Here is a 464-nt window from a genome sequence, read left to right on the forward strand (position 1 = left end):
GGTTTCCTGGTCCGGTACGCGATCCTGGCTGATCCGCACGTTGTGCTGCTGGACGGCGAACAACGCGGGCAGGCCGGCTTTCTGGGCATCGTAGATCAAGGTATGACAGATCTGCTGGTTGTCCTGGCAGAACGCCACCAGGTCCAGGCCGGTCCCGGCACACAAGGTTGCATTGATGATCACCAGATCAAACGGCTCACAGCCGTATTCGACAACGCTGAGCAGCTCTACAAGGGAGTGCACGGGGGCAATTCGGTAGTAACCGAGCTGATTCAGCTTGCGCTCGATTTTCATGCGATGAAAATGCTGCTCATCGGCGATCAGGATACGTAACGCTTTATTCGGCATGGTTGATTGACCCTACAATGACGGTGCGGCTGTTTACGCCCACCCTTATCAAGAGCGCCTGAGACTAAGGGCAATGCCGCGGGGTTTCTGTAGGACCTTTCTGAAAGAAACAGTTC

General features: G+C 55.4%; 1 protein-coding gene. It reads right to left on the reverse strand.

What is annotated here, in order from left to right:
* Positions 1-348 (reverse strand): response regulator (locus AC1DH9_RS30925; RefSeq protein ID WP_477809559.1); only part of this gene is annotated, 348 nt, incomplete at its 3' end.
* Positions 349-464 lie beyond the last annotated feature (116 nt).

The organism is Pseudomonas sp. 05T35 (assembly GCF_056396605.1).